The following is a 1,772-nucleotide window of genomic DNA, read 5'->3' on the forward strand; positions in this document are numbered from 1 at the left end:
TGATCATTGTAGAGTAGAACGCCAGCCGCTTCAGGCCGATGCACAAGTTCGCGCTGCAATACAGGAGTATATTCAGATTGATTAAATAGACGATGTCGAAGGCTGACTTTTTCAACTTGAATAAAACCACTGAACAGAGGTTCACGTGATGTTACTTCGACATCTTTAGATGTATAACTTGGACGCTCGACAATACTCATGATTCGATCAGGACGAAATCTATTTATTTCATCCTAACCTAGAATCATGGCTAGTCAAGTGTTTTTTTTGAATATTTACACTTTATGATACAGTTTTTGTCCTTGCTCTTGATAAACCTCTTTCATTGCTTTGAGGCCTTCTTCAACCTCTGAATCGCTATTGGTGAGATTGTTGGCATAGTCACGTACATTCTGGGTGATTTTCATCGAACAGAATTTTGGACCACACATTGAGCAAAAATGAGCAGATTTATGCGCTTCTTTTGGTAAAGTCTCGTCATGCATGCTGCGTGCTGTATCGGGGTCTAGGCTTAGGTTGAACTGGTCGTCCCAACGGAATTCGAAACGTGCTTTAGACAAGGCATTATCACGAACTTGTGCACCCGGATGACCTTTGGCAAGATCGGCTGCGTGTGCTGCAATCTTGTAGGTAATAATTCCGTCTTTCACATCTTTCTTGTTTGGTAAACCTAAATGTTCTTTAGGTGTCACATAGCAAAGCATTGCTGTGCCATACCAGCCAATCATGGCTGCACCAATAGCAGAAGTAATGTGGTCATACCCCGGAGCGATATCTGTGGTTAAAGGTCCAAGTGTATAGAATGGAGCTTCTTTACACACTTCTAACTGTAAGTCCATGTTCTCTTTAATCATATGCATTGGTACGTGACCCGGACCTTCGATCATGACCTGAACATCATGTTCCCATGCACGGTGAGTCAACTCACCCAGTGTTTTAAGTTCGCTGAACTGCGCAACCCGGACGTAAGCCATCGCCTAAGCTAAATGACACATCATAGGCTTTCATGATTTCACAGATTTCATCGAAGTGTGTGTATAAGAAGTTCTCTTCATGATGAGCGAGACACCACTGCGCCATGATTGAACCACCACGAGATACAATACCTGTTAAACGATTTGCTGTAAGTGGCACATAGCGAAGCAATACACCTGCGTGAATGGTGAAGTAGTCAACACCTTGTTCAGCTTGTTCAATCAGCGTGTCTTTAAAGATTTCCCAAGTCAGGTTCTCGGCAACACCATCAACTTTTTCAAGTGCTTGATAAATTGGTACGGTACCGATTGGAACTGGTGAGTTACGAATAATCCATTCACGTGTTTCATGAATGTTCTTACCTGTAGACAAGTCCATAATGGTGTCAGCGCCCCAACGGGTTGCCCATGTCATTTTCGCAACTTCTTCATCAATTGAAGAACCAAGCGCCGAGTTACCAATATTGGCATTAATCTTAACCAAGAAGTTACGGCCAATAATCATTGGTTCAAGTTCTGGGTGGTTAATGTTGGCAGGAATAATAGCGCGGCCTTCGGCAACTTCTTGGCGAACAAACTCAGGTGTAATTTCTTTTAAGTTTTTCGCACCAAAGTTTTGACCTGGGTGCTGGCGCATATCTACAGCTTCACGTTGACGCTGATTTTCACGAATTGCAATATATTCCATTTCAGGCGTGATAATACCTTGCTTGGCATAGTGCATTTGAGTGACATTTTTGCCTGCTTTAGCGCGGCGTGGGTTTTGAATATGTGCAAAGCGAATATCAGCAGTACGAA

2 pseudogenes are annotated in these 1,772 nt (G+C 42.9%); both read right to left on the reverse strand.

Features of this window, described 5'->3' with window-relative positions:
• Positions 1–200 (reverse strand): annotated as a pseudogene (locus VXQ92_RS16675) (NUDIX hydrolase); the annotation flags it as partial.
• A gap of 75 nt (positions 201–275) precedes the next feature.
• Positions 276–1,772: pseudogene (gene thiC / locus VXQ92_RS16680) on the reverse strand (phosphomethylpyrimidine synthase ThiC); the annotation flags it as partial.

Source organism: Acinetobacter sp. 228, from assembly GCF_048147885.1.